The organism is Pseudoflavonifractor intestinihominis (genome assembly GCF_040096055.1).
Taxonomy (GTDB): domain Bacteria; phylum Bacillota; class Clostridia; order Oscillospirales; family Oscillospiraceae; genus Pseudoflavonifractor; species Pseudoflavonifractor intestinihominis.
In genome coordinates, this window is record NZ_JBBMFK010000002.1 from 50,999 (window position 1) to 72,654 (window position 21,656).

18 protein-coding genes and 1 riboswitch are annotated in these 21,656 nt (G+C 57.0%); all 18 genes read right to left on the bottom strand.

The window, feature by feature from the left end; all coding sequences use genetic code 11:
* Positions 1-21: 21 nt before the first annotated feature.
* The 18 genes from WMO64_RS01585 to WMO64_RS01670 all read right to left on the bottom strand — a co-directional run bounded on the left by WMO64_RS01585 (position 22) and on the right by WMO64_RS01670 (position 20,698).
* A complete protein-coding gene (locus tag WMO64_RS01585; protein ID WP_349230782.1) occupies positions 22-2,175 on the bottom strand; it encodes an ATP-dependent helicase in 2,154 nt (717 codons plus the stop codon).
* A 790-nt stretch (positions 2,176-2,965) separates the two neighbouring features.
* Positions 2,966-3,121 carry a hypothetical protein gene (locus tag WMO64_RS01590; RefSeq protein WP_294519129.1) on the bottom strand — a complete coding sequence of 52 codons (156 nt, stop codon included), beginning with the start codon at positions 3,119-3,121 and terminating at the stop codon, positions 2,966-2,968.
* Between the two features lie 58 nt (positions 3,122-3,179).
* Positions 3,180-3,428: a hypothetical protein gene (locus WMO64_RS01595; protein ID WP_087380136.1), complete on the bottom strand. Its 249-nt coding sequence runs from the start codon at positions 3,426-3,428 to the stop codon at positions 3,180-3,182.
* A 9-nt stretch (positions 3,429-3,437) separates the two neighbouring features.
* Positions 3,438-4,442 carry a hypothetical protein gene (locus WMO64_RS01600; RefSeq protein ID WP_349230783.1) on the bottom strand — a complete coding sequence of 335 codons (1,005 nt, stop codon included), beginning with the start codon at positions 4,440-4,442 and terminating at the stop codon, positions 3,438-3,440.
* An 11-nt stretch (positions 4,443-4,453) separates the two neighbouring features.
* On the bottom strand, positions 4,454-6,886 hold the full coding sequence (locus WMO64_RS01605) for a DUF6892 domain-containing protein (protein WP_349230784.1): 2,433 nt from the start codon (positions 6,884-6,886) through the stop codon (positions 4,454-4,456).
* A 30-nt stretch (positions 6,887-6,916) separates the two neighbouring features.
* Positions 6,917-7,672 carry a hypothetical protein gene (locus WMO64_RS01610; RefSeq protein ID WP_349230785.1) on the bottom strand — a complete coding sequence of 252 codons (756 nt, stop codon included), beginning with the start codon at positions 7,670-7,672 and terminating at the stop codon, positions 6,917-6,919.
* Positions 7,673-7,686: 14 nt separating this feature from the next.
* A complete protein-coding gene (locus WMO64_RS01615; RefSeq protein WP_242915918.1) occupies positions 7,687-8,778 on the bottom strand; it encodes an ankyrin repeat domain-containing protein in 1,092 nt (363 codons plus the stop codon).
* Between the two features lie 18 nt (positions 8,779-8,796).
* Positions 8,797-10,227 carry a DUF6138 family protein gene (locus WMO64_RS01620; RefSeq protein WP_349230786.1) on the bottom strand — a complete coding sequence of 477 codons (1,431 nt, stop codon included), beginning with the start codon at positions 10,225-10,227 and terminating at the stop codon, positions 8,797-8,799.
* Between the two features lie 189 nt (positions 10,228-10,416).
* Positions 10,417-11,034: a TetR/AcrR family transcriptional regulator gene (locus WMO64_RS01625; RefSeq protein WP_349230787.1), complete on the bottom strand. Its 618-nt coding sequence runs from the start codon at positions 11,032-11,034 to the stop codon at positions 10,417-10,419.
* Between the two features lie 1,195 nt (positions 11,035-12,229).
* Positions 12,230-12,532 (bottom strand): type II toxin-antitoxin system RelB/DinJ family antitoxin, encoded by a 303-nt coding sequence (locus tag WMO64_RS01630; RefSeq protein ID WP_349230788.1) that lies wholly within the window; start codon positions 12,530-12,532, stop codon positions 12,230-12,232.
* A gap of 423 nt (positions 12,533-12,955) precedes the next feature.
* Positions 12,956-13,207: a hypothetical protein gene (locus WMO64_RS01635; protein ID WP_349230789.1), complete on the bottom strand. Its 252-nt coding sequence runs from the start codon at positions 13,205-13,207 to the stop codon at positions 12,956-12,958.
* Between the two features lie 404 nt (positions 13,208-13,611).
* Positions 13,612-14,454, bottom strand: coding sequence for a class I SAM-dependent methyltransferase (locus tag WMO64_RS01640; RefSeq protein ID WP_349230790.1), 843 nt, complete (start codon positions 14,452-14,454; stop codon positions 13,612-13,614).
* The gene (locus WMO64_RS01645) at positions 14,451-15,245 is read right to left on the bottom strand and encodes an ATP-binding cassette domain-containing protein (RefSeq protein ID WP_349230791.1); all 795 of its coding nucleotides are present in this window, start codon (positions 15,243-15,245) and stop codon (positions 14,451-14,453) included. The genes WMO64_RS01640 and WMO64_RS01645 overlap by 4 nt, the downstream gene beginning before the upstream one ends.
* Positions 15,238-16,179: an ABC transporter ATP-binding protein gene (locus WMO64_RS01650; RefSeq protein ID WP_349230792.1), complete on the bottom strand. Its 942-nt coding sequence runs from the start codon at positions 16,177-16,179 to the stop codon at positions 15,238-15,240. The genes WMO64_RS01645 and WMO64_RS01650 overlap by 8 nt, the downstream gene beginning before the upstream one ends.
* 2 nt (positions 16,180-16,181) lie before the next feature.
* Positions 16,182-17,018: an ABC transporter permease gene (locus WMO64_RS01655; RefSeq protein WP_349230793.1), complete on the bottom strand. Its 837-nt coding sequence runs from the start codon at positions 17,016-17,018 to the stop codon at positions 16,182-16,184.
* A complete protein-coding gene (locus WMO64_RS01660) occupies positions 17,015-17,968 on the bottom strand; it encodes an ABC transporter permease (protein WP_349230794.1) in 954 nt (317 codons plus the stop codon). Before WMO64_RS01660 ends, WMO64_RS01655 begins: the two co-directional genes overlap by 4 nt.
* A gap of 81 nt (positions 17,969-18,049) precedes the next feature.
* On the bottom strand, positions 18,050-19,654 hold the full coding sequence (locus WMO64_RS01665; protein ID WP_349230795.1) for an ABC transporter substrate-binding protein: 1,605 nt from the start codon (positions 19,652-19,654) through the stop codon (positions 18,050-18,052).
* Positions 19,655-19,729: 75 nt separating this feature from the next.
* A complete protein-coding gene (locus tag WMO64_RS01670; protein ID WP_349230796.1) occupies positions 19,730-20,698 on the bottom strand; it encodes a homing endonuclease associated repeat-containing protein in 969 nt (322 codons plus the stop codon).
* A gap of 92 nt (positions 20,699-20,790) precedes the next feature.
* A riboswitch (cobalamin riboswitch) is annotated at positions 20,791-21,015 on the bottom strand.
* Positions 21,016-21,656: the final 641 nt, after the last annotated feature.

A 21,656-nucleotide genomic window follows, 5' to 3' on the forward strand; every position in this document is an offset into this window, starting at 1 on the left:
TTTCTGGGTTGCGTTTTTTGCTTACAGTCTCTCCAGCCTGGCCCGGAAGGAGATCCGCCTGGGCGTGGCCACCTCGTCGAACTGGACCACGTGGGCGCCCCGCTCCCTGTCCACCTCCACAATCGTGCCCAGACCGAACATCTGGTGCCGCACCCGCTGGCCTACAGAGAAGGCAATGGCACTGTCATCCTCCGGCAGGTAGCGCTGGCTGGCGGCAATGGCGTTCTGGGCCTCCCGGATCAGCCCCTCCCCCGGCGGCCTGGTGTAGGTGAGCAGCTCCTGGTCGATGTCCAGCAGGAACCGGGACGGATAGCGGGGCGAGCCGTCGAAGTTGCGCCCGTCCGCCTCGGAGAGGTAGAGCCCCTTCTCCGCCCGGGTCAGGGCCACGAAGGCCAGCCGCCGCTCCTCCTCCATCCCCTGGAGGGTGCGCACCTTCCGGGAGGGAAAAATCCCCTCGTTCATGCCGCACAGGAACACATAGGGGAACTCCAGACCCTTGGCGGCGTGGACGGTCATCAGCTTCACCTTGTCCCCCTGGTCCCCGGCGTCGCTGTTGCTGAACAGGGCAATGTGGGCCAGGTAGTGTTCCAGGGTGGTCTCCTCGCCGCAGGTGGTCTCGTACTCATACACCGACTGCTTCAGCTCCGCCAGATTATCCAGCCGCTCCTGGCTGCCCTCGGTGCGCAGCATCCGCTCATAGCCGCTCTCGTTGAGGATAGCGGAGAGCACCTCCGAGATAGGGCGGCCCTCATATCCGGCGGCAAAGGTCTCGATCAGAGAGACAAAGGCCTGAGCTTTTGTGCCCTTGAACACCGGGTCCTCCAGGTTGTCCAGCAGGCTCTGGTAGAGGGTCTTTCCATGCTCCGCCGCGTACTCCTCCAGAAAGGCCATCCGCCGCTTGCCCAGGTTCCGCTTGGGCACGTTGGCGATCCGCCGGAAGGACAGGTCATCCTTGTAGACCATCATCCGCAGGTAGGACAGGGCGTCCTTGATCTCCATGCGGCCGAAAAACTGCACGCCGCTGTAAATGGTATAGGGGATCTTGGCCTGGAGCAGCACCTCCTCCACCGAGCGGGACACATAGTGGGCCCGATAGAGCACCGTCATGTCCCGGTACGGGACCCCCTGGCCGTGGAGCTGTTCCATCTCCCCCACCATCCATTTTGCCTCTGCATCCTGGGTCTCCCCCAGGTGGCACAGCACCGGGGCGCCCGGCGGCAGGGTGGGAATCAGGTTCTTCCGGATGCGGTACTTGCTCTTGTCGATCAGCGCGTTGGCTGCCGCCAGAATCTCCGGCGTGGAGCGGTAGTTCTCCATCATCATGATGGTTTTCACGTTGGGAAACCGTCGGTCAAATTCCAGCAGGTACTTCACGTCTGCGCCCCGCCAGGTGTAGATGGTCTGGTCCGGGTCCCCCACGATGAACAGGTTCTGATGGTAGCCGCAGAGCACCTCCATCAGTTGGTACTGGAGCTGGTCGATGTCCTGGAACTCGTCGATCATGATGTACTCCAGCCGCTGCTGCCACTTGAGTTTGATGTCCCCGTGCTCCTGGAAGATGTAGAGAGAGAATTTGATAAGGTCGTTGTAGTCCAGGCCGAAGCATTTCTTCTCCTGGTAGAGGTAGCCGTAGAAAATGATGTCCCCTGTCTTTTCAGCGCTGAGATACTTCTCCTTCAGGGTGTCCAGGGATAGATTGATCATGTCCTTATAGTAGTCCGGCATCCGGAACAGCTTGTAGTTCTCGATCATATCCCGGGCGGCGGCAAAGGTCATGTCCCGCAGGGTCAGCCCCCGCTCCTCGTAGATGATCTGAAGCATGGCGTCAATGTCGGAATTGTCCAGCACCAGAAAGCTCTTGGGGTACTGGACCGCGTGGCTGTCCTCCTGGAGGACGGAGACGCAGAAGCCGTGGAAGGTGTTGATGTACCCGGTGTCGTTGTCCCCGGTGAGCTGGTGGATGCGCTGGCGCATCTCGTTGGCGGACTTGTTGGTGAAGGTGACGCAGAGGATGTTGCCCGGCAGGATGCCCAGCTCATTGACCAGATAGGCAAACCGGCGGGACAGCGCCCGGGTCTTGCCGGAGCCCGCGCCCGCAATGACCCGGACAAAGCCCTCGGTGGACGTGACCGCCTCCCGCTGGGCGTGGTTCAGGCCCTCCAGAATATCCGTCATCCAGCTCCCCCCTTATTAGAACAGGTGTTTTCTTCATATTATATCAGGAATCCGCCGGACCCTCAATAGCGGGCATTGAAAAAGGGTCCGCGGCAGCTGCCTGCCACGGACCCTCTGTATGTGTCAGGGAAGCGTCAAGCGCCGGCGGCAATTTGTGATCGTCCCCTTCCAACCTGGTCGTTTGTCCGACCATTTTGACCGCCGGACGCTCGCCCCATCTTTTTCTCCAAAAGTTCAAAATTGAACTAAATTAAGCCAGAAACCGGGCAAAGAAGCAAAAAGAAATAAAAAAAGAGCCCGGGGAAACGAATTTCCTCGGACTCTTGTGGGAGTCATTATTGGGGGACAATGTGCTTAGTTGCGGAGGGATGAGCACATGGTACCTAAGGGAAATCCGTTTCTTTTTAAAGTATTATAGCACTTTCTTGCCCAATTTACAAGCCATAAGTAGTACCAGAGCATGGAAGAACTGCCCGCCAATAGATTTGAGCCGACTTGCGTATTATAAACTCAAATCTACGATTGTTAAAGGTAGGTAACTATAATGTATCCACCTCAAATCCCAATGGACGGAATCTACCGTACAAAAATCCTTGCAGTCAGACAGGATGATGCGGCATATTGGCTACGCTATGACATATCCGTTGGCCCATGTGTGGGATGGGCTACCTACATGTATCAGCAGACCGGCAAGTGGCCTCTGATCTGGAGATTAGATAAGCGTAGGGGTGCCACTGCTATCCGGTGTGCACTGGACGCACTCCACCGCAGTGGTTACTCCGATATGCAATCATTGGCGCAGGCAGCGGGACATTATATATGCCTTGGCCAATTCGCTGTCCAGTTCCGGGGTGCGCTCCTCGGCAGGAATCGCTTCCAGGGTATCAATTACCTTCTGCGCTTCATCCTGTTCAAACCATTGCTGACATTGTTCCAATAATTCCATATCCGTACCTCCTTATTTCGGTTCTCTATATGGTTGTTGTTTTACCGTAAATTATCATTCAAATATCCCAGTCTATGAAATCTTCACGGTTCAATACAAAGTGCTGATACAGGCACTTCAAATTTTCCTGTTCATCCCGTGAGAGCTTCGCCCCGTTTTCATACCGCAAGGTGTCGGCATACAGGATAAAACCATCCACTTTTCCTGATGAAGCCCGAAACTCACCGTTTCCAATCATGGCTACATTGCCACATACAAATGTAACCGAAGAAGAAGTGGTGTGGATTTTCGTAATTGCTTCGATCATCTGATACTATCACCTCTCATCTTCGGAGGATACCATTCTCCACCCGGATGTCTGCACCCGGATAACAGGACGGAAAAAGTCGTAGTCATTGTGAATCCCGTTATCCTCCCGAACCTCCGGTTTACAGTGAGGGGAACAGGGTAAATATCCAAGCAAAGGGCCCATGCCACCGCAGATATTACAGCCGCCGTCGCCGCCGCAGGTGGTCAATATTTTCCCCTCTACCAGCTCCCGCTGATAGGGGTCGTAGGCAATAGACAGGCCAAAGAAGTTGGGCTGCTCCATGTCGTATGGCTTGCCCTGATCTTCCTCGCTTTCAAAGTGGTGCAGATGCATGGAGTAATCCAGCCCATCGCCCCAGGGAAACAGGGTGCGGCATCCTCCTCCGCACAGATAGGCCCACTCATCCGGCGTGGGAAGGCTGGCTGCCAGCTCCCACAACAGGGATCGCTGAAACTCCAGGTAGGTCATTGGATGGCACAGCCACGCTCGCCAGCTATCACCATTGCGTTCAAAGCGGAAAGTTTCGTGTATTTCAAAGCTCTGGCCGCTCCGGCCCGCCCACTTCTGCAAGTTCTTCAGCCAGTCAGGGTGGGCGGTGATGCGTGGGTCGTTCATGGGTACGCTTTCCCAGCCGATCTCCTCCAGTTTTCTGCCCACAAACATGGGGCCGATGGTCACCTGGCGTACCGGGGCCATGCCCTGCCGGAGAAATTCCTCCGCAGTGCCCTCATATTCGATTTCCGCAAACATATCCGCCAGTTCCTCTTGGTTGGCCTTGTCCATTCCTTGGACAAAGCTCTCCCAGCCAAGCGTTACGGTATCGCCCGGGACAAAGACAAACTCCCGGCCACCTTTTTCAAACAGGCCGGTGGTGCAGCGTTGCCCCCAGCGGGAAAAGGCGTATAGTTCCCTGAATGTCAAATGATAACGAGCCGCCAGCGTCTGCATCAGCCAGAGCTTATCGGCCAGTTTCAATGTATCAAATTGTGGGCGAAATAGTTTTTCATTCATAGCAGCGCACCTCACAGCAAGTCTGCCTTGATACCGCACCGTTCCAAAACCGGCAGCACCTGTTCCGGCTTGGAGGACATGAGGGTCATATGCTTGAGATTGGGAAACTGGCGCAGTTCCGCCTCAGTAATGGTGTTGAGATCAAAGGCTCCATCCTCACCATCCCAGAACGGACAGAGCTGGGTATAAATCTCGCTGCCGCCATCCATCTCGATCTCTGTCACCTCCAGGGCCAGCCGCTCCGGGACAGGGTATTTCTCCAGCCACTTCCGAATCTCTGGGATGGGTTCATACCCTTCCGCGTCAATGTCGATCTTGCGTCGGCTATACTCTCTGGCAAACTCATGGGCATCCAGTTTAGGAGCCAGTAAGCCTTTCTCGTACATCAGGACTTCCATGACCGCCAGCTTGAAGTTGAAGGTATCAAAGTGCAGTACTGGTTCCGTCGGCTTGGATACCTTGTATTTCTGCGCCTTCGCCGTCTTTTTCTCTGGCTCTTTCCAGCTGATCTGCACCATGGCGGAGAGGGCCTCCAGCTTTGCTTTCTGCGCTGACTGCTCCTCTGGAACAGGACCCGGCAAACGGGTATAAACGGTAAAGCCGCCTAATTGGAGGGTATGGGCAAATCCGGCGAAATCCTTCCAGCTGGCCTCCCGGTAGTCCTTGGACCCGATCCAAACCGCTCCGTCAAATGTCTGCCGGACCGCATACTCTCCCTGTGCCGTTACCCGGACACCAAGGGTTTTGATGGTCTGCTCATCTTCATCCAACCAGCCCTGGAGTCCAAGCTCGTCCCACAAAGCAAGGGCCTGGGTATAGGGACTCTCCCGGCCAGTCATGGGGCTTTTCCGCGTTCCATTTTGCAGGGCAATGCGGGCGGGCCCCAGCTTTTCCGCCAGCTGCGAAAGGGTAAACGGCGGCGTAAATACCAACCCCAGGATGGTCAGGCTGTCTTTTTTGAGAATGATTTTTCGCTCCGTGGCCTTGGACGGTAGAAAGATGGGCAGATTCGGGTACACTTCTTTGTACTCCCGCCATTCCAGCTTTTTGGGCTTGTTTGCCGTCCGAAGGAAACCCCAGAAGTCGATGGGATAACGAAACACCGGCCCAACCCTATCCCGTCGGGTGACGATGACCACCGTGCCATCGGTGAGTATTCCAATGTGCTGCATTTTCTCCCCGCCGAACATTCCCGGACGGAGACGCAGCACTTCACGGGTGTTCCTATTGATGAGCTGGGCAAAGTCATCGGAGAGGATTTCGCCATTTCCCTGCACCAGCAGCCAGTCCCCGGTAAACCAGCGAAGTTTCAGCCCCTCGCCCATTCCAGTCAGGGGGGCAATTCGGCACCGCCCGGTGTCCATATCCAGTTCCAGCAGGCATTCTTCCATCCGCCCCTTGCCACTGACTGCGTGGATCATGGTAATGCGGCCTGTGCCGGGAACGGGAACGGTCTCGGAGAGATGGTCGTATCCATCCAGAGAGAAGGGATGTTTTGTTACCTTGCCGTTTTCCCAGCGGTAAATCTGCCCCTTGTACCACTCGTTGGAAAAGTAGACCCGGCCCAGACCGTCTGCCACGATGCCGCAATGGTATTTGGTGCTCCATCCATCTTCCGGCAGAATCCAGTTTTTCACATCCTGGCAGGTACCCTGGTCAGTCAGTTCAATCCGTGTAGCGTTGGTGGGATCACCCACCCAGAGGGAATGGTCCGCCCAGCAGAGGGTCCGGGGTGGACCGTCATATCCAATGGGGGACGGCTCGGCCCAGTTGAGGGCGGCTGGATTCTTGCTCAGTAATGCCCGGCCAATAGTCCCGCTACCAGCGGCTCTGGACGCGGCATAGAGTTCATGTTCCGCGGAATAGGTAAGGCACCCAAGGTGCGGCAAGCTGTGGGAGCGGATTACTTGCGGCGGACGGTGGCGCAGGTCGGCCACACAGCCGTTTTTCCATTCTTCTGCATCCTGGTTTTTCCATTCACCCACCGCAAAATCACCCGCCAGAGAATTGAAGAAATAATCGTACTCATCCTGAAGTATGTATTCCTCGCAGGGCATCAGCTTCCCAGGGTCCTGCTCCTTGGCATGGTCGCCCCATTTTCGCCCTTGCTGTTTCATCAGGTGGCAATATTGCCCCTGCTTTTTGCAGTAGCGTTCCCATTCGTTGCGTTCTTCCTCTGGGATCAAGGCAAACAGATACTCGTCCTCATCGTCCAGGTTATACAGTGCCCAGCCGAAGGTAGAAAGTTCCTGTCCCAACGCTGCCGCCCCTTTTTCATGGGATAGTTTCATATACTGAACGCCAACGGCATCAAAGCGTTCATCCAGCAGCGCCGGGACCTGTGCGCCCCATTTTTCTCGAAGTTCCGCCAGAGTGTCCTGTACGGCTCCGTCAAATTTCAGAATGCCCAGCGCATCATCTATGATTTGTTTGAACTCTGCCATAGGTAGTTTCTCCTTTTCCCATTTCCTACATCATAGCGACAGCCATGTGGTCAAAGCACTGATTTCCTCCCACAGCAGCGGGGACTTCCCAGCGGCGGCAAAGGCTTTTTGGACACCGCCATAGCGCCGCTCGGAGTGATCCGCCAGCTGGAGCGCAGCTGCCTCCAGATTGGGAATCGCCATCACAGCATCTGCCAGCGCCTGGGCGGAGAGTTTATCCCCGATCAGAGAGGCGGCAAAGTAGCGCAAATGGCTGTGAGAGAGGGCGGATAAATCGTTTAGTTTATGCAGCTCATAGAGTTTCAGGGCATAAAGGGAAGGAAGCCCATCCAGAGCCGGTAGTTCCTGCACAGCTGGGAGTGACTGGAGATAGAGTTTCTGAAGCCGGGTCGCTGGAGTCAGGAAAGGGGCAAGATCTTCCGTTTTCCGCATTTCCTCCAAATGGAGATAGGTAATGCTGGTGAGAAGTGGGGTGATGTCGCCATTCTTTTCCCCACGCAGGTGGAGGACACGCAGACCGGGGAGAGAAACATTGTCCCAGGAAACAGAGGCCGACAGCCATAGGGACAGTGTATGAAGCTGCTTTAGCTCGGAGAGAACTTCTACACCCTCACACTTTTCCATTAGGGTTAGTTCCTCCAGATTGGGATAATCTCGCAGGAAGGACAGGTTCACCTTCCGCTCTCCCGTCACAGACAGACACCGTACCGCATTTGGTTTTAGTCCATTCAGATCAATCTTTTCTCCGCTGCGCCAGAAAACTGCGGTGCAATATGCCTGTTCCATGTTGCGTTCTCTCCTTATTCCTCAAACTCGCCCTCAATCATTCCATTAAGATATTTTCCGGGATCAGCGATAAATGCCTCCCATTTGGCTAACGGATGAAACTCCTCATGCTCAATGTCCAGATACCAGAGTTTCTTATCTCTGGGACTCCACAGCAGCAAATAGTCGCTGTAATTATCCATTTTCGCCATGAGAGAGAGCAGCTTTTTCCGCTTCCAGGTCATCTCCTGCACATCCATGTAGGGGTACAGTTCCGCCCATTTCACCAGCTCCCACTCTGGAAATTCCAGACGCAAGGGGCCGGTCTTTAAGTATTCCACCAGCTTGGCAGGTAGCTTGTAAGGCATGAGTTGACGCGCCTTTTCCTGTTCGTTGTGCCATTCCTCCGGCTCCAGAGCTTTTAAGTAGGCGGCCATTTCCTGATTTTTGTTCTGCACTGCTACGGTGTAGGGCCGGTCACCGTATTTATCTGGGATGGTGATATCCGCACCCTGCTCCACAAGCCAGCGCACCATAGGAAAATCGTTGTGCCGTGCAGCTTCAGTGACAGGAGTCGAAGCGTAGGGAAACACCATATCTGGCTTGTGATAGTTGATGTCCGCCCCGTTTTGAATCAGATACTCCACCAGCAGCTGATTTCCATGGCTCGCCATACTGCGCAGGGCTTCACCGCCGTATTGTTTCAAATCCATGCTCATCCTTTTCAAAATGGGGAGTACATTAGGGTCATCCCGATCCACCAAGTGGAGAAACAGCCTGCATATATCCCTTTGCGCTGCGGGGATTCTGACTCCCACATCTACCAAAAAGGAAAACAGGGCCAGGTCTTGACTGCGCAGGGAACCACAAAGCAATTCTTCCGGGTTATGGGTCAAATCTGCTCCGCATTCAATCAGGAGCTGCACCATGTCCATCCGATTTTCCAGCACAGCCAATTCCAGTGGAGAGGCTTCGCCATCCCGCGGCCACTCTCCAATCATTACCTGATAGCACTGCGGCTCATTGGGAGAATGCCCTGCATGAAGCAAGGAACGAATCGCCTCTATGTCACCACTTTTGATGGCAGCCATCATGGGAGGTACATTTGAATAGCTTACTTCACTCATCCGAATTCTCCTGACATTCTATTGAAAAATTTCCGAATACCGTTCTTTCAGTTCCTCTGAAGCTGCTTCCACCACTTTCTGACCACCCTTGGCGCTGGCTTTGCCCCAGATCACATAGCAGACCGTTTCCCATGCGTATTGCAGCACTTCCTCCGGGCTGGCTTCTATTTCCTCGGCGGGTTCCTCGTCATCATCGTCATCCTCGTCGGAGGAAAAACCGCTTGGAACGATCTCAGACAGGTGGATTTTTGCCTCCAGCAGAGCGTCCAGGCTTTCTGCGTTTGCCATCCACGCGGCATAGTCCTTGGAATACTTCATGTTCTGCATGGACAGCACCCCACGGACAAATACAGGGACGGTATCGGCGGTAAATCCGAACTGTTTCACATACTCCCGGAGGAATTTTTCCTGTAAGTGGGAGTGCTCATCATCACAGAGATCGAGATAATCCCATACCAGCTGCCGCCACTCTTGCCCCAGCATTCCCAGAGCGAACACGGCAAAACTTCCGGGGAGCGCGCACTGCTCATCGCTGAGATTGGTGTACTGCTCATATTGCCGCATGGCAAGCCGGGCGTACCGTTCCATCAGGGGGTGGAGGCCGGGGTACTGCACGGCACAGGCAAAGAGCTGGTTTACTCCCTTTTTGGGCAGACCTGTGATGGGAAGATACCTCTTTTCCGGTCCTTTGAACTCCACCGCATAGCTGCGGGGAAAATCCTCCTGCTCCAGAAGCTCACACAGGTAGTTCAGCACTTCACGGCAGCATTCCTCCGTATTGTCCCTGGCAGTAATACGGATTGCAGCAAAGGCATCGTTGGCCGATGCGGTGAAGTGCTCTGTTTTCCTCTTTTGCAGAGAGATCGGTAGCCTGCCGGTTCCATTTTCCCGGAGCTTTTTCACCATATCCGGACGGACTTTCTCCACCAATCCAAAGAGGTAATTGGTGTCCAGATACTCAAAGTCCAAACCATACACTTTATAGCTCACCGCCACATAGCAGGCAAAACGCAGCAGCGGCTCCGGGACCTCCTCTGCACGGATACCTGGTTTCAGGGAATACTCCCGATTCCAGCGGTGGTCATCTTCACGACCGGTCACGACAAAATACTTCTCCTGCAGCTCCTGTTCCAACAGGCCAAGTAAATAGTAGTCAATTTCACCCCACCGGCTCTGGCGGCGCAGGTTTTCGCTGAAAGCAATGGCCTTTTCCGCGTCAAGGGTCTCGGCCTGCTGCGCTTCGGTCCATTTTCTCACCAGAGCGTGCACCTCAAAGGGTGCGCCTTCGCTGCTGACCACTACCGGCGGCCAGAGGGAATCAAGCCGCGTGATTCTCCCGTCAATGGCATCCTGGATACACTGGTCAAAGAGCGGTTGCAGTTCCTCCTGCACCTCGGGCTTCATCCAGTAACAGCGCCCGTCCGCACTATTTCGTTTTGGTAAACTCATATCAGGCCACCTCTTTCCAAACCATAAAAAATGCCCCGCGACACCCTGTCACTTGGACAGGCTGACGCAGGGCGCGAAAAGGCCGCACAGAACCAGGACCTGTATCCCAAGGTTCTGTGCCTGACGATATTCTGCTGTATTTCCCGTCCGTTTGGACATAGGTACTGATCTCTATCCATTTGCGTTCACCTACCGCACATCCTCTTTTACCCGCTCCATCTCGTCCACCAGAGCCCTGACCTGGAACTCCACCATATCCTCCGCCACCTCTGGAAACAGGAAGGGCATAGTGTCCGGAATGGCCTTGTGCACCATCATCATGGCCAGAGCCAGATTACCGAACAGCCGGGGGTCAATGCCGTCTGTGGGGAGGCCAAAGATGGCCAGCAGTTTCCCATAAAAACTGACCTGGTCCTGTCGGAAGGCCTGAAAATTCTCTTCGGAAAGGCAGCGGCGCACCTGCTGCTCCTCCTCGATGGACAAAACAGCGACTCCGCTTTTGGACCCGTAGCAGCAGTTTTTCAGGAAGGTTTCCACCCCTGCCCGCCAACTAAGTCCGGGGGCTTCCATCAGCTTTCGGGCATAGTCCAGCAGTCTGGGCTGCTGATATCGCAGGGCGTGGAGCACCAGTTCCTCCTTGGATGCGAAAAAACTGTAGAAGAAGGTCTTGGAGATCCCCACTTTTCTGCACAGAACATCAATACTGCTGTGAATCAGGCCCCGATCCACGATACACTGGATCACGGTGGTCATCAGGGCCTCCTTTACCAGTTCCCTTTCCTCATCGGAATACGCCTTTCTTGCCACAAGCCGTCACCCCCTAATAAAATACAAAATTAAAAAATAGTCTTTATTTGTATTATAGCGAAACTCAATTGAAATGCAAGCCTGTTCCCAAAAATAAGTCCCCCGGTGAAACACACCGGGGGCATGGTATGATGTTCCCAAGATGCCTGAAGTAATCTTTGCTAACACTGTGCTAAAACCATCCTGAAAGATGTGGTTATAAACTGCCTCCCAATGCGTTACTCTGACCACATTTTCAGACACAGTGCCACTCGGAACACACGGAAACACTGTTCGTAAAAAGTACTATAGAGCAAGCAGAACGGAGCAAAGATAGCTATAAAGCATTAAAAAATAATTTTACCTCTTTATTTATAAGTTTCTGTATATAGTACCTGTACATCACAATCAAATCTGATTTTCCAGCACAGCATAGCCTGCCTTCCATCGTCTTATATACAAAGAAAAGGAGAAAAAATAAATTTTCTCACGCCAAGCCCCCCCTTTGTGCTGCCCATGGCCACAGGCACGATGCCTCTAATCAACGGTGCAATCGATCCAAGCAAACGTTTCATATTATCATTATATTTTCAGCATATTATTGCTATATTTAATCCATATTGTGACTATTATCGCCATATTATCTGCATATTGTAAAAATCTCTGGCTGTTCTCCCCGCATATTACTCCCATATTATGTCCCTATTTTGCGCATATTGGCCCGTCGCCCCACCCTCTGCATACTATTTTGCCAAAACGTCAAATCCTATCTCGGATGAAAGACTTTTACTACCCAAAAGTATCATAAACCGTCTCTGATCCTGCGCTGTTACGTATGTGCTTTCCTCCAAGGGTAATATGAAACGCATAAAATCGCGCTATATACTGGCCAAAGCATCATTGCGTTCTCATTGTGCGCCATTCGAGCTCAGCGTGCTCAAGTTGTTTCAAGTTTGCAGTTGCCCGCTCGGTCTTCAAAGTTTTCAGTTGCAAACCCTGGCAGTCAGCATTCCACAGCTTTCTCTGTTGGCCAGCTAAGTTGAAAAACGCAAAAGAAAAGGCGGCCTATGCTCTTCAGCACGGCCACCATAAGCAACACGTAGCACCGCAACGGTCTTTGCCTGGTGATCTGGGATATATAAAACACCAGATAGTTGTCCACTGTCATAACCCGCAGGTCGTGCTTTGCTTCCGGAGTCAGCATCACCTCAATAGCTCATACGCCCAGTTCTTTCTGCAGCTCGTCAAATGCCTGTTTTGCCGGGATGGTTTGGCCCGTCTTCATCTGTGTATATCCTTTTTTCAGCTCCGTATCCAGCTGCTGGCCGGTCATGCGGCTGATATCCAGCGGATGCTCCGGCAGTTCCACCGCAAAGGGCATCCCGCGCTGGAGGATAATCTGTTTATAGAACATAGTGATGGCATTGGACGCCGTGATACCCAGATCACGAAGAATGGCCTCCGCCTGCTCCTTGATCTCAGGTTCAATGCGCGCATATAGGTTCGCAGACTTTGCCATATCCAAGGACTCCTTTCAGGGTTTCATACTTTCCTTTGTTTATATCATACTCAATTGTGCGGACAAAGCGGATGGCCTACAGCAATAATATTTAGGGAACCAAAGGGCAATTCTGGAACCTGGCGTCACAGTATCGGGCAGCAGGCATATCCAGGGCAGCTAAGGAGCAAAGGAGGATGGTCCTGGTCAGCATCTTTTCTTTGTATATAAGAAAACCCCAGATTTTCGCCCGGGGCTTCTAATGGATCAGGTGTTCTTCTGCCCCTTTTTGACAAGGGCAAGGAACTCTTCCTCGCTCAAATTGCTATTCTTGACGGCATCACTCAACTAATCGTTTTACAGCTTGGGGATTTTTGAGCGTATCCGATATATAGTCAAGTGTTCTTCGGATATCTTCAATCGCTGCCGGTCGATAGAGTATCCTCATTGCGCAACACCCTCAATTATCTGCCAGGCAGTATCTGCATCGATTAGGTTTCCAGAATTCTTACCCGCTTCCAGTTCCACAAGCAACTGTTTCATGGCATTTGCCTTCATATACCCGCCATTACTCTCGTTTACGGGGAAGGGAGGCCCCCCAGCATTGATAGTCTGGGTGAAGGAGAGTCCGCTTTGGGCATAGATATTTTCAATCTGCTCGCGGACTTCCTTAGGCACCGACACGGTATTATCCATGGTACATCTACCCCCTTTGCTCAAATAATCTATCACATGAACCTCCGAAATACAACCTTTGTAGTTACAATGTGTCCCCAATCAAAACCCTTAGTTCTCCTTCTTAAATACAAAGAAAAGCTGGCGGGGAGTTTCCTTTTGCAGAGCCCCCATCCCCCCTCTCATTTAGGGTTTCTGCTCGACGCCGGATGTTGATAGCAACAAACAAATGTCGGGCCGGAAGTCTAAGCCGGGGCCAGGTCGGCCCGGGCAACGGTACATGGCGCACCTTTCTTGTTTTCTTTGTATATAAGTCTCAAATATCGTTACCGCAGAGGCATTACTGTATGAGGGTCATATGTTATTATATTCTTTAAAAATATCGGGCCCGCCATCCGTCCTGCCGATCAAACGGGCGGTGGTACTCATCCCCGCTGCTGCCCAGTGGGCCTCCACCACACCACGCCGCTGTGATACCGCACCGTCGCCCGCCAGCCGCCCTCCCGGGTGCACACAAAATGGCGGCACAGGATCTCCCTGGCCGTCTCATCATCCACCGTCCCGGGGGCACAGCGGGCGCACTCCCCCCGGACCAGGGCATCGGTGTCGGGATAGGAGATCTCCTTTTCAAAGGGTAACACCGCCACATTGGGATCAATGCCCATCTGGTAGAGGACACCCACGAAATAAATGTAATCCTTCCACTCCCAATTTACCTGCCCTCCCACCTCATCCAGTTCGTGGATCCAGGCTGTGGCCAGGCCGGTGTTCATGCCCACCACGCACAGTTTATTGGCGGCCCGGTCCATCCGCCGGAAGCAGTCCGTCAGGTCGGCCTGGCGGTAGAAGCAGTTGTAGCCGAAGACCAGGTCGTACCGCCTCTCCGGGGTAAAGTCCTCCCACTTGGCGTGGAAGGCGGAGAGGTTGGTCAGCCCCCGCTCCGCCCCCGCCCGGAGGACAAAATCCAGCACATCCCGTGAAATGTCCACACAGGCCACCTCCCGGCACAGCTCCGCCAGCGTTATGGTATAGCTGCCCCAGCCGGGGCCCAGCTCCAGGGCGGTCTCCACCCCGTGGGCGCGCAGCAGGGGGCGCAGATACGCCAGCACCTGAAGGGCGGAGGGCTCGGGGGCATAGACCTTCTTCCGAATGAAGGTCCGCCAGAAGTCCTGCTCAGCCCGGTCATCCGTCATGCGTGGCGAGGTGCTGGCCGCCACATGCTCCGCCCACCGCCGGGCAAAGTCGGGGATGGGTACGCGTTCCTTCACGGTTGGGCACCTCCCTCCCAGTGGGTGTAGGAATAGAGCAGCTCCTTGGTGTAGGGGTGTACCGGGGCCTCCATCACCTGCTCCCGGCTGCCCACCTCCACCAGCCGTCCACGCTGCATCACACCGATAGTGTGGCTGATCCACCCCAAAAGTTCAATGTCGTGGGTAATGTAGAGATAGGTAAGACCCAGCTCCTGCTGCAAGTCCCGCAACAGATTCATGATGCTGGCCTGCACCGACACGTCCAGCATGGAGGTGGGCTCGTCCAGCAGCAGCACCTCGGGCTCCAGCAGCAGGGCCCGGCAGATCACCAGCCGCTGGCCCTCTCCCCCGCTGATCTGGTGGGGATAGCGGGAGAGCAGGTAATCGGGTAGTCCCACCTGTCTGAGCGCCGTCTGGATTTTGTCCATGCGGTCCTCTTTTCCCGCCCCCAGATGGTGGATGGCCATGACCTCCAGCAGGCTGTCCATGATCCGCATGGAGGGGTCCAGCGAGCCCTCCGGATTCTGAAAGATCACCTGCACGCGGCGGTGATAGGTTTTGCGCTGTCTGCGGTCAAAGGCGGCCACATCCCTTTCCTCAAAGCAGATGCGCCCGCTGGTGGGTCTGAGCACCCGGGTGATCATACGGGATAGGGTGGTCTTCCCGCAGCCGCTGTTGCCCACCAGCCCGAAGGTCCTCCCTTTCTCCAGGGCGAAGCTCACCTCATCCACCGCCCGGATGGTGCGGGTCCGAAATACACCGCTGGAAAAGACCCGGCTGACCTTTTCCAGCTCCAGCACGTTACGCATAGAGAAAGCACCTCACCTTCCCGCCTTCAGGCAGCGGATAGTCTCCCGGCTTCTCCCGGCCACACCGCTCCCCCGCCTGGCGGCAGCGGGGATAGAAGGGACAGCCGGTGTGCTCCAGCCGCCTGGGGTCCGGGGGCGGTATGGGCACCATGCCCCGGCTGGGCAGGGCGTGGATCAGCCCCGCCGTATAGGGGTGCCTGGGCCGGTCCATCACCTCCTCCGCCGTCCCCTGCTCAATGATCTGCCCCATGTAGAGCACCCGGATATCGTCGCACAACCGGCGGGCCAGAGACAGGTCGTGGGTAATGACGATCATGCTGCTGTGGTACTCAGTATAGATCTGGCGCAGGACGGAATAGACCTGATTGCGGATGACCGCGTCCAGGCCCTTGGTGGGTTCGTCGGCGATGACCCAGCCCGGGCGGCAGGCCAGTCCCAGGGCGGATACCAGCCGCTGATTCATGCCGCCGCTCATCTGAAAGGGATACTGCCCCAGGATGCGCTCCGGGTCCTCAAACCCGAACCGGCGCAGCATTTCTGCCGCCTGCCGGTTTGCCTCTCTCCGGTTCCGCCGCCCGTGGGTGGTGATGGACTCGGTGAGCTGGCGGCCCAGCTTCATCACCGGGTCCAGAGACGCATTGGGGTTCTGGGGGATGAGGCCGATGGCCGCCCCCCGCAGCTTGCGCAGCTGCCGCAGGGGCATGGAGTAGAGCTCCTCCTGACCGAAGAAGCACTTGCCCGTCACCCGGGCGGTATTGGGCAACAGCCGCAGCAGGGACATGCCCATGACGCTCTTCCCGCTGCCGCTCTCCCCGATGACCCCGGAGATGCGCCCGGCCCAGAAGGTGGTGGACAGGTCCCGGACGGCATAGACCGGCCCCCGGGCGGTGTCAAAGCACACCGACAGGTTCTGGATTTCAATATCAGGTACCATGCTCACAGCTCCTTCACCGAATCCTGTTTGACGTCCATCCTGTCCCGCAGCAGATCCCCCAACAGATTGACCGACAGGGTAAGCAGGATGATGCAGATACCCGGCGCCCACAGCAGGTGGGGAGCGCTGCGGAAATACCGGCGGGCGGTGCCGCTGACCATCTCGCCCCAGTCCGGGGTGGGGGGCTGGATGCCCAGGCCCAGATAGCTCAGGCCTGCCACCGACAACACCACCCGTCCGATCCGGGTGGTAAACAGGATGATGATGTTGGTGCGGATATTGGGCAGCACGTGGCGGAGAATGATGCGCAGGTGCCCCGCCCCCAGACAGCGCATGCTCTCCACATACAGCTCGCTTTTAACCTTTAGAACCTCCCCCCGCACCAGGCGGGAGAAACCCACCCAGGAGGTGATGACCAGGGCCAGGATGATGCTTTTGTTGCCCCGCTCCATGACCCCCACCAGGGCGATCATCAGCACCATGCCGGGCAGGCCCTGAAAGATGTTGGAGACGGCGGTGATGGCGCCGTCCACCACCCCGCCGCAGTAGCCCGCGGCCACGCCCACCGCCAGTCCCATACACATGGAACAGGCCGTGGCCACCACAGCCAGCAGCAGCGAGGCTCTGCCGCCGTAAATGACCCGGCTGAGCACGTCCCGGCCCAGGGCGTCGGTGCCCAGGGGGTGGGCCCAGCAGGGGGGCAGCAGCCGGAGTTCCATATGCACCTCCAGGGGATCGTAGGGGGCCAGCCAGGGGGCAAAGATGGTCATGAGAACGATGGCCGCCAAGATGAAACAGACGGCCGCCAGCTGGATCTTCTGCTTTCTGCGCCTTGTCATGCCTCTCCCCCCTGCAGACGGATTTTGGGATTGACCGCCAGATAGAGCAGGTCAATGGCCAGCGTGATGAGCACAAAGGTGGTGCCGGTGATGAGCACGTAGCCCTGGATCACCGGGTAGTCCCGGTTCTGGATGGCGGAGAGCACATAGCTGCCCAGACCGGGGATGGCAAAGATGTTTTCGATGATGGTGCTCCCTCCCAAAATCCCGCCGAAATAGTTGCCCATCAAGGTGATGATGGGCACCAGAGAGTTGCGGAAGGCGTGCCCCACCATCACCGCCCGCTGAGACAGTCCCTTGGCGTTGGCCACCACGATATACTGTTCTCCCAGCTGAGCAAGGATGTTCCCCCGGGTGAACCGGGAGGTGGAACCCACATTTGCCGCGGACAGGGCCACCGCAGGCAGTACCAGGGAGGCCAGCCCCCGGTCCAGGCCGCTGGTGGGCAGCAGGTGGAGCCACTCGGCAAACAGGGTGATGAGAAACAGGGCCAGCCAGAAGCCGGGCACCGACAGCAACAGCGTGGACAGCCCCTTGAGCACGGCATCCAGCCATGTGCCGTGGCAGGCCGCCATGAGCACGCCGCCCCCCACGCCAAAGGCCACCGCCACCAGCATGGCGGCCAGGGAGACCTTCAGGGTAATGGGTAGGCGGGTGAGCAGCTCACTGGCGATGTCCTTGTTTCCGGTGTAGGACTGGCCCAGGTCGCCGTGGAGCACGTTGTTCAGCCAGTCCAGATACTGGGCGGGCAGAGGTTTGTCCAGCCCCAGCTCGGTGCGCATGGCCGCCCGGTCAGCCTCCGTGGGAAATTCGATGCCGATGCGGAACAGGGCGTCGTCCACCGGATCGCCGGGGGCGAGCCGCCCCAGCAGGAAGGCCGCCAGGGAGATGCCCACCAGCACCGGAATGAGCACCAGCAGCCTGCGACCAATGTACTTCAGAATGGTCATGGTCCACCCCCTTTACAGTGTGCATCAGGTATGGAAAACAAGCCCCCGCCGTGGGACGGGGGCTTGTTTTTTGCGTATGGGTCACTTGGCCCAGCATACCTGGGTGAAGCCGGTGAGGCCGTAGACCGTGGCCTGATAGCCGGTGATGTCGCTGGAGGAGGCCACCACCTCCTGGGAGTAAAGCACGGGGATGTTGGGGAAGTCCTCGGCGGAGATCTCCTGGAGCTCCTTGTAGATGGCCGTCAGCCGGTCGGCGTCCAGGCAGGTGGACGCCTCCTCAATGAGTTCATCCACGTGGTCGTTATGGTAGCCCAGGCCGTAGTTGATATTGGTGCTGCCTTCGCTGTACAAAAAGCCCTTGAACAGGGAGAATGGGTTGGCGGAGGGCAGGCCCTGGATTTTCAGGCACATGCTGTAGTTGCCCGCCTTCATCTCGTCCTTGCAGGGGCCCCAGTCCATCTGCTGGATATTGACCTTGATGTTGGTGCCCTCGATGTTCTCCAGCAGGGCCTGGATGTATTCGGCCTCCTCCTGATAGGGGTAGCGGTTGGCGTCCACGCCGGGCAGCAGGAACCGCAGCTCCACCGCCTGGTCCCCCACCACCTCGCGGATGAGCTGGGCCCCCTTCTCCGGGTCGTGTTGGACAGGCTGCTCCTCATAGAAGGGGGAGGTGTAGTTCAGGAAGCCTCCGGCGGCGATGCCGTAGCCGTTGTAGAAGCTGTCGATGATGGTCTGTCGGTCCAGCAGCAGGGACAGGCCCTCCCGCATCTGCACGTCGTTGAAGGGGAAGGCCCCGCCGTTGACGTTGAGGAAGTGGGTGATGCCGGAATCGCCCACGGAGACGTTGTAGGCCAGGTCGCCGTCGATCTCCGCGGCCTGGGCGGGCGAGATGGCGCCCAGATCGCACAGGCCCTGGACCTCACCGGCCCGCAGGGCGGTATAGCGGGTCTCGGCGTCGGGGATGACTTTGAAGCGGAAGGTCTGGGCGATGCCGGGGGTGCCCCAGTAGTTGTCGTTGCGCTCAATCACGCAGTACTGGCCCAGCACGTTTTCCGTCACCACATAGGGGCCGGTGCCGATGGGGAAGCCGCTGAAGGTGCCGTCCTCAGCGAAGCAGGAGGGCTCAAAGATGGCAGAGCCGTAGTTGACCATGGTGTAATCCAGCAGGGGCTGGCCCTCGGAGAGGGTGAGCACCACGGTGTAGTCGTCGGTCTTCTCATAGGAGACCAGGCCGGGATAGATGGTGTCGATGTTCAGGCCATAGAAGGAGGACTCGAAGGGCCCCTTCTTCATGCGGTCGAAGTTGGCCAGCACGATGTCGGCGTTGAAGGGGGTGCCGTTGGAAAAGGTGACCCCCTCCCGCAGGTGGAAGGTCCACACAGTGGAGTCCTCGTTGTGCTCCCATTCGGTGGCCAGGGCGGGGGCGGGCTTGCCGTGCTCGTCCTTGGTAATCAGGGGCTCCCATACCCCCAGGGACATGGAGGCGTAGTAGGCGTCCTGCTCACCGGGGCACTGGTCACGGGAGGCGGCAAAGACGATCTCCCGGGTCTGGTCCACCGAGGCGGCGGGGGGTTCGGAGCCGGCGGGGGTCCCGGACCCGGCGGGGGCGGAGGTCCCGCCGCAGGCGGTGAGAGACAGGGCCAGCACGGCGGCCAGCAGTGCGGATAACAGCGGTTTTTTCTTCATCAATACTCTCCCTTTCTTCAGCGATCATATGGATGGAAACGCACAGCGGAGCTGTGCGGAGTTCCCGGAATAAAGCTACCCCTCCAGTCCCAGCTGGAACAGGGCGTTGGACCAGGAGCCGCAGGCCTCCTGCAGCCGCCTGCGGATCTCGGGGGGCACCTCCCGGCGGCGGGGCGGGCGGCCCAGCCGGTCGGCCAACTGCCGGAGAAAGGCCAGGTCCGCCGCCGTCTCCCGGTCCGGCCGCAGCAGCCGGTAGTGGCAGTCGTAGAGGTCCCCCCTGTGGGCGGCCCGGGCCCGGTCCTGCCCCCTGGTCAGGGGGGCGTTGACAAAGGGGGTGATCCGCTGTACCGGCTCCAGGCCGATCTGGTAGAGGGCGTTCCGCCAGGAGCCAAAGCGGCGCACCAGGGCACTCCGCAGCTCCGGGTCCACCTCGCTGCGCAGGGGGGCCCGGTTGAGCCTCTGGGCCAGCGCCCCCAGCCGGTCCAGCTGCTGCCTGTCCGCTGGGCTCAGGTCGTCAAACTTCCGCAGGCCGGCGGCCACGGCCTGGTCCGCGCTGGCAGCGGCCAGCACCTGATTCCAGGTCTGGTAACGCTTGCTCAGCCGGCGCCCTACTTCGGGCAGGTCTGACGGGTGAGGGAGCCGCCCCAGGGCCTTGGCCGCCGCCGCCACCTTGTCCAGCAGCTGCCGGACCTCCCGCTCCTGCTGGGCGGCCCGCTCCGGCGGGAGTCCGCCCTGTCCCGCGGCGCGGCTCAGACCGGCGGCCCGCAGGGCGCCCGGCCAGTTCCGGAACCGGCTGCGGAGATAGTCCTTCAGAAGCCAGTGGACCTCCCCCTGGGCCGGGGAGTGCCCCAGCCGCTCTGCGGTCTCCCGCAGCAGGCCCAGCAGCTCCTCATCGGTGAAGGCGGCGCAGAGCTCCGCCCCCTCCTCCCTGTCCAGGGTCCAGCCCCCACACAGGGCCTCCTCCGCCGGGCTCAGGGGCCCCTCCTGTAAGAAAAGGTCCATCAGCCGTGCCTTCCGCCCGTCCATGCTATTGTGTTTCTCCATATACGCTCCCCTTCTCCGCAAAAAACGGCTGCGGACATGATGTCCACAGCCGTTTTTCTGTGCGCGCAGCTGCCAGGCACGGCGTCCCGTACCTGGCGGAGTCTCTTTTTGTAGGTCTTCTGACTTGCGCTTGGGGCAGGAACTTCCTGCCTTCGCCGACATGCTCTGCCTTCTCAGGGTACGTCCCCAATGGCTCACGTTTGGTGACGAGCAGCGGACATCACGCATACAGCGGCGGTTACCGTCCGGGATTCTCACCCGATTCCCTTGTTCAGCCCCTCTGTTGCCGAGGGGCCACAAAAAGCTGGATTGTCCAAAGAAAAAAGCGGCCCTTCCCCTCTGGAAAGGCCGCAATGATATAAAACAGGCTACGAGTTCCAAAAGGTGCTAATCATGTACGATCACTGCCGGCTGACGTCCTTCGACGAATACGGTCTTCCGCGCCGGATTCCCACCGGCTTGTGATAAAGAGCACCTGTTCAGAAACAAGTTTCTCATCGTATCTGTCTCATATTTAGTTTTGTTCATTATACTTCATTTGTCTGCATATTGCAAGCGCGGTTACATGTTTTCCTTTTATCTTTTATTTTGTGTAGGAGTATAATATATGTTGGACAGCTGAATAAAAAAGGAATAAAGGATACGGCCTCATCGATTAAAGTTGAGTTGCGACACAATAGCTTAACGAAAGGGGGCCATTTTCTTCATGAGCAAGATATAACACAGGACATGGCATACCGGCAATCTCTGATGAAATACACAGAGAAATGCGTCATCAGGCCCGCCAGCCGGAAATACAACAAGAGCCGGTCGTACATCTACTTCTGGAAGGCCCTCTGGGATGGAAGTGTAGCATCCGGCGGCCCCAAGGCCACCCCAACCAGCATACGGAGGCGGAGTTGAAATTGATCCGCGATATACGCCGGTGTAATCCGGACCTGGGTATAGTTGAACTGTG

Excerpts from the sequence above, each read along its gene's own strand:
- WMO64_RS01585 (WP_349230782.1), bottom strand. The coding sequence starts at position 2,175 with ATGACGGATATTCTGGAGGGCCTGAACCACGCCCAGCGGGAGGCGGTC.
- WMO64_RS01590 (WP_294519129.1), bottom strand. The coding sequence starts at position 3,121 with ATGGAATTATTGGAACAATGTCAGCAATGGTTTGAACAGGATGAAGCG.
- WMO64_RS01595 (WP_087380136.1), bottom strand. The coding sequence starts at position 3,428 with ATGATCGAAGCAATTACGAAAATCCACACCACTTCTTCTTCGGTTACA.
- WMO64_RS01600 (WP_349230783.1), bottom strand. The coding sequence starts at position 4,442 with ATGAATGAAAAACTATTTCGCCCACAATTTGATACATTGAAACTGGCC.
- WMO64_RS01605 (WP_349230784.1), bottom strand. The coding sequence starts at position 6,886 with ATGGCAGAGTTCAAACAAATCATAGATGATGCGCTGGGCATTCTGAAA.
- WMO64_RS01610 (WP_349230785.1), bottom strand. The coding sequence starts at position 7,672 with ATGGAACAGGCATATTGCACCGCAGTTTTCTGGCGCAGCGGAGAAAAG.
- WMO64_RS01615 (WP_242915918.1), bottom strand. The coding sequence starts at position 8,778 with ATGAGTGAAGTAAGCTATTCAAATGTACCTCCCATGATGGCTGCCATC.
- WMO64_RS01620 (WP_349230786.1), bottom strand. The coding sequence starts at position 10,227 with ATGAGTTTACCAAAACGAAATAGTGCGGACGGGCGCTGTTACTGGATG.
- WMO64_RS01630 (WP_349230788.1), bottom strand. The coding sequence starts at position 12,532 with ATGGCAAAGTCTGCGAACCTATATGCGCGCATTGAACCTGAGATCAAG.
- WMO64_RS01635 (WP_349230789.1), bottom strand. The coding sequence starts at position 13,207 with ATGGATAATACCGTGTCGGTGCCTAAGGAAGTCCGCGAGCAGATTGAA.
- WMO64_RS01645 (WP_349230791.1), bottom strand. The coding sequence starts at position 15,245 with ATGCGTAACGTGCTGGAGCTGGAAAAGGTCAGCCGGGTCTTTTCCAGC.
- WMO64_RS01650 (WP_349230792.1), bottom strand. The coding sequence starts at position 16,179 with ATGGTACCTGATATTGAAATCCAGAACCTGTCGGTGTGCTTTGACACC.
- WMO64_RS01655 (WP_349230793.1), bottom strand. The coding sequence starts at position 17,018 with ATGACAAGGCGCAGAAAGCAGAAGATCCAGCTGGCGGCCGTCTGTTTC.
- WMO64_RS01660 (WP_349230794.1), bottom strand. The coding sequence starts at position 17,968 with ATGACCATTCTGAAGTACATTGGTCGCAGGCTGCTGGTGCTCATTCCG.
- WMO64_RS01665 (WP_349230795.1), bottom strand. The coding sequence starts at position 19,654 with ATGAAGAAAAAACCGCTGTTATCCGCACTGCTGGCCGCCGTGCTGGCC.
- WMO64_RS01670 (WP_349230796.1), bottom strand. The coding sequence starts at position 20,698 with ATGGAGAAACACAATAGCATGGACGGGCGGAAGGCACGGCTGATGGAC.